General features: G+C 46.2%; 2 protein-coding genes. Both read left to right on the top strand.

The window, feature by feature from the left end:
* On the top strand, positions 1 to 953 hold a 953-nt coding region (gene thrS / locus F6K52_RS32555; protein ID WP_293088651.1), incomplete at its 5' end, for a threonine--tRNA ligase.
* 935 nt (positions 954 to 1,888) lie between these two features.
* Positions 1,889 to 4,734: SdrD B-like domain-containing protein (locus F6K52_RS32550; protein ID WP_293088649.1), on the top strand; the 2,846-nt coding region annotated here is incomplete at its 3' end.

Genomic DNA, 4,734 nt, shown 5'->3' with positions numbered 1-4,734 from the left:
AAGGATTTGTCCTAAAGCCGATGAATTGCCCTTTCCATATCCAAATTTATAAGAGTGAATTGCGCTCCTACCGGGAATTGCCCATGCGCTTGGCAGAATTTGGTACAGTGTATCGCTATGAGCAATCTGGGGAACTGGGGGGGTTGACCAGGGTGCGTGGTTTCACGGTGGATGATTCTCACCTATTTGTGATGCCAGATCAGTTGGATCAGGAATTCCTCAATGTGGTGGATTTAATCCTGTCAGTGTTCAAAACTCTGCAAATGAAGAAATTTAAAGCACGGTTGAGTTTCCGTGACCCGGCCTCGGATAAGTATATTGGTTCGGATCAGGCTTGGGAAAAAGCCCAAGGAGCAATTCGCCGTGCTGTAGATACCTTGGGCATGGAATCCGTTGAAGTACCAGGGGAAGCGGCATTTTATGGCCCGAAACTGGACTTTATCTTCCAGGATCTCCTCGACAGGGAATGGCAGTTAGGAACGGTACAGGTGGATTACAACTTGCCAGAACGATTTGATTTGGAGTATGTGGCAGAAGATGGCACTCGCCAACGCCCGGTTATGATTCACCGTGCCCCCTTTGGGTCTATCGAGCGGCTAACTGGGATATTGATTGAACAGTATGGGGGAGACTTCCCCTTCTGGTTAGCACCAGTACAAGCACGATTGTTGCCAGTTGGGGACGCACAGTTGCCTTTTGCTCAGGAAGTGGCAACAAAAATGCGATCGCATGGCATTCGAGCAGAAGTCGATACCAGTGGGGAAAGGCTCGGTAAAGCAATTCGTAATGCCGAAAAGGCTAAAATCCCCGTGATGAGTGTGATTGGTGCCAAGGAAGTCGAAGCAAACAGTTTGAATATTCGTACCCGTGCCGCTGGGGAATTGGGAATGATGCCCATAGACCTGGTTGTAGAAAAGATGGAGCAAGCAAATCGGAATCGGGAGAATTTTTAGACTCTCAAGGTAGTAGGGATTAGGGATGCACCGAGTCAAAACGCGGTGCATCTTTTTGTTGTAAACCTATAACGAGGGAGATGCATTGCTTCTGCCTTATGCCTTGCTGTCAGGCATTTTTAATGCCTAACAGCTGATCACCACAGGTATGGGAGAGCCTATATTTTTAGCAATTTTTCGCTTTATAGAATTCCTATAACTATTTATATTAAGTTTTGTTAAGCAACTCAACACTTTTGCTTCTCCATCCTCCCCATCTTCCCTCTTTTATCCCGATCTTAAGTCTTTTCCAACTTTTACGTCAGTGCTATTCCAGTTAAGAAGCTGCTTCCCAAAACATGATCATGTGGAATTCACGGATATTATCTATTTAAAATTGTTAAATTTCCGCTGAAATTTCAGTAATTATATCTAGGCAACAGCAGGTTAAATCAGGAAATTATAAATATAGTATTTATTTGGGTTGTAAACAAAAAAACGCAGTGAAAGACAAAATAGAATAGGCAAAAAGCAATAGGGTAAAGAGATAAGGAGTTTTCTTTGACAATAAAAAAAATCTCATATGTTTACATCTCATTTATAAAGGCTAGATTAGGAGAATAACAAAAGTTTAACGGGACGAGTTAAAACCAGCCGAAAATCAGGGTGCGTTCGCGTAGCGGCTCGTACCGAGCATCGCCTTGCACACAAAATCAAACTAATTAACGTAAAAGCTGTGTTATCACTCTGGAGATTTACTGACTAACTATGGCGGGTTTTCACTTGGCCTTTAGCACAACCAATTGGGCACACACCATGGGTTTATATAGTTTATTTGTGTTTCAGTTTATTTGTGTCTCACTCCCTATCCTTGGAGTAATCTCTCGATACCGGATTTGTCTATAAAAACGTGTTTAGTTTAATTTCTCAATTCTCATTATTCATCGCGGCCAGTCATGAAATCTTTATTGAACTATCTCCAAGGGATCGCACCCCATTTGGGTTCAAAAAGCCTACCCCATCCTCTAGGGAAAATTTTCCCTTCTCAGTTTCCTGGCCAGACACTGATTGGCAGTGTGATGTTAGTCAGTGCGATCGCAGGTTACGCGACTCCAGTATGGGCTGATTCCCAACTCCAGTTGGTAAAAGTTGCTAATGATGCCGATGGTAATATCGTTACAGAAGTTCCATCAGGACAAGAATTTATCTACACCATCCGGGTCTCCTGTAGTGGAGATGATGACTGCCAGGATGTGGTGATTACTGACCTACTTCCTCCTGAGATTGATTGGTCTTCTAACAATGTCACCATCCTTCCTGGACGTCCTGCTACTGTCAGCTATGACGAGGAGACAGGACAGGCTACCGTTGAGTATAATTCACCGATTCCAGCCGGTTCCCCGGTCAACTTGGAGATTCGAGTCCAGTTTCCCTCCGGTACGACTGTAGACAATACAGAAGCGATTAACCAAGCCCAAGGGACGAGTACTAATGCCGGGAATGCCACCTCCAATGCTCTCACTATTAACTCTGATGTCGATTCAAACGCTGCTTTAAATAAGTGGACATTCGAGAAAAATCAGGTGATTCCTAGCAATGGTGATCCGGCTCTTGATGCACCAGTGACCTATGAGCTTGAGCTTTGCCATGCCCGGAATCTTGAGAGTGGTATCAACCTAGAAAATGTAGTTGTGCAAGATACTCTTCCGGTTGGGTCAAGTTTTGTTAGTGCTACCAATGGGGGTACCCATAACTCAGGGGTTGTCACTTGGAATGTAGGTAACCTCACTATTCAGAGTGGCAGAAATTGTTTCAAGGCACAAGTTTCTGTTGAGTATCCTAGTGCTACCTTCAACACTACTGGTGCCAATAGTAGTGTGATTAACCCAGCTACCGCAACAGGACAACTGATTGATGGCACCGAGTTGAACTTAAATGGTCAGGCTGAACATGGTTTTGCAGACGCGAACTCTCAAGGCACATTGAATTCTAAATCCTTCTCGGGTCAGGTGGCCATTGGCAATGAATTTGAGTTTCGGCTTGACCCAAGAAATACCGGTAATGTACCGATGACTACTCTGACCGTCACTGACGACCTAGATCAAGTCAATGACGATGGGATTAACCTCTTAGATCAGGTGCGGGTCACTAAAATTAGCACAGGCAGATACAACAATTACACTGGGGATGTGATTGTGCGCTACAAAACTAATCTCAACCCCTTGACCGCCGGTACCTCACACCCTCAGAACACCACCCTCACCATTGGGAGCGACATCACCTTAGGAGCAGGGGAATACATTACAGGGGTTGAGTTCGAGTACACCAATGTACCAGTAGGTTTTCAAGCTACAGGAGGCAGTAATAGACCAAAATTCTTCGTAGAGGTTCAGCCTGACCGCTCGATTGGGGAGACGATCAAAAACTGTGCCCAACTGACTTGGACGCCCAATTCACCAACAGACCCCCTAGAACAGTGCCAAGAGACAGAAATCTTGGGATTACAAGCGATCCTAAATCCAAACAAAAGAGACGAAACTAGTAGTGGACCCTATGCTCCTGGTGACACCATAGAATTTCGGCTACAGTTTCGCAATGAGTCGAGCGCTACCGCAGATTATGTCAATCCCATTATTACTGATTTACTACCAGCAGGACTTGAGTATGGGGGTGCCTGGAGGTTTGATAGTGTCGGATCAACTACTCTGCCTGATGACGCTCCGATTAACTTTGAGGCGATTCCCAACTATAACGGCACCGGTCGCACCTTGCTGCGTTGGCAAATTACAGGAACCCAAATACCAGAGAATAGGTGGCTGAGAATCTATGTCGATACAGTGGTTCAGCAAAGTGTAAGTACAGGTTCGTTGACTAATGAATTCTTCGTGATGTCCAACGATAGCGTGTTTGATTGCAACAGTAGTAACCGCAGGAGTCAGGATACTTTTGATGTGGATGGGGATGGCATCACCGATGAGACGATTTGTCGAAGAACAGCAAACATTGAAGTAGCTGGAATCGCAACCCTTGATTCAGAAAAAGTAGTTCAGGGTGAGGTCGATACCAGTTTCTCCACTAGTGGCACCACGGTTCCGGGGGGACGAGTAGATTACCAGCTGACTATCACCAATCAAGGCACAGTGCCGATGACTAATATAGTCGTAGTTGATATCTTGCCTGCCATCGGCGATACTCAAGTGCTCAATACTAGTTCAGCCAGGGGTTCCCAATGGCGTCCTAATCTCGCAGGTCCGGTTACCGTGGCGATTCCTGGTGTCACTGTTGAATACACCACCAACTCCAATCCTTGCCGTCCCAATCCTAGTGATGGTCAAGACCTCAATTGGCCTAGTGGCTGCGTCAATGACTGGAGTACTACCTTTCCCAGTGACCCCAGTGCGGTCACCGCTCTGAGGTTTAACTTGGGCAACCTGGTTCTCGACCCCCTAGAGTCGGTGATCCTCAACTGGCCAATGCGAGCACCAGCTGGAGCACCAACGAATGGTGAGATTGCCTGGAATTCCTTTGCTTTCGTCTCGACACGAACGGATCAATCCGGTACCGCAGCTACTCTGTTACCGGCAGAACCCCCTAAAGTCGGCATTGTGATTCAACCCCCTACCCCTGCCATCATTGGAGACTTGGTCTGGGATGACCAAAACGGTAATGGGATTCAAGATAATAGTGAACCGGGTATCAATGGGGTGCGGGTTGAGTTGTGGGAAGACGGGGGTGATGGTCAACCTGGTACTAGTGACGATAGTTTCTATGGGTTTACCTTAACTGCTCCCGATGGTACCGG

The sequence above is a fragment of the Moorena sp. SIO3H5 genome, from assembly GCF_010692395.1.
Taxonomy (GTDB): domain Bacteria; phylum Cyanobacteriota; class Cyanobacteriia; order Cyanobacteriales; family Coleofasciculaceae; genus Moorena.
The sequence above is the reverse complement of the archived record's forward strand: the minus strand, read 5'-3'. Positions and strand labels throughout refer to the sequence as shown.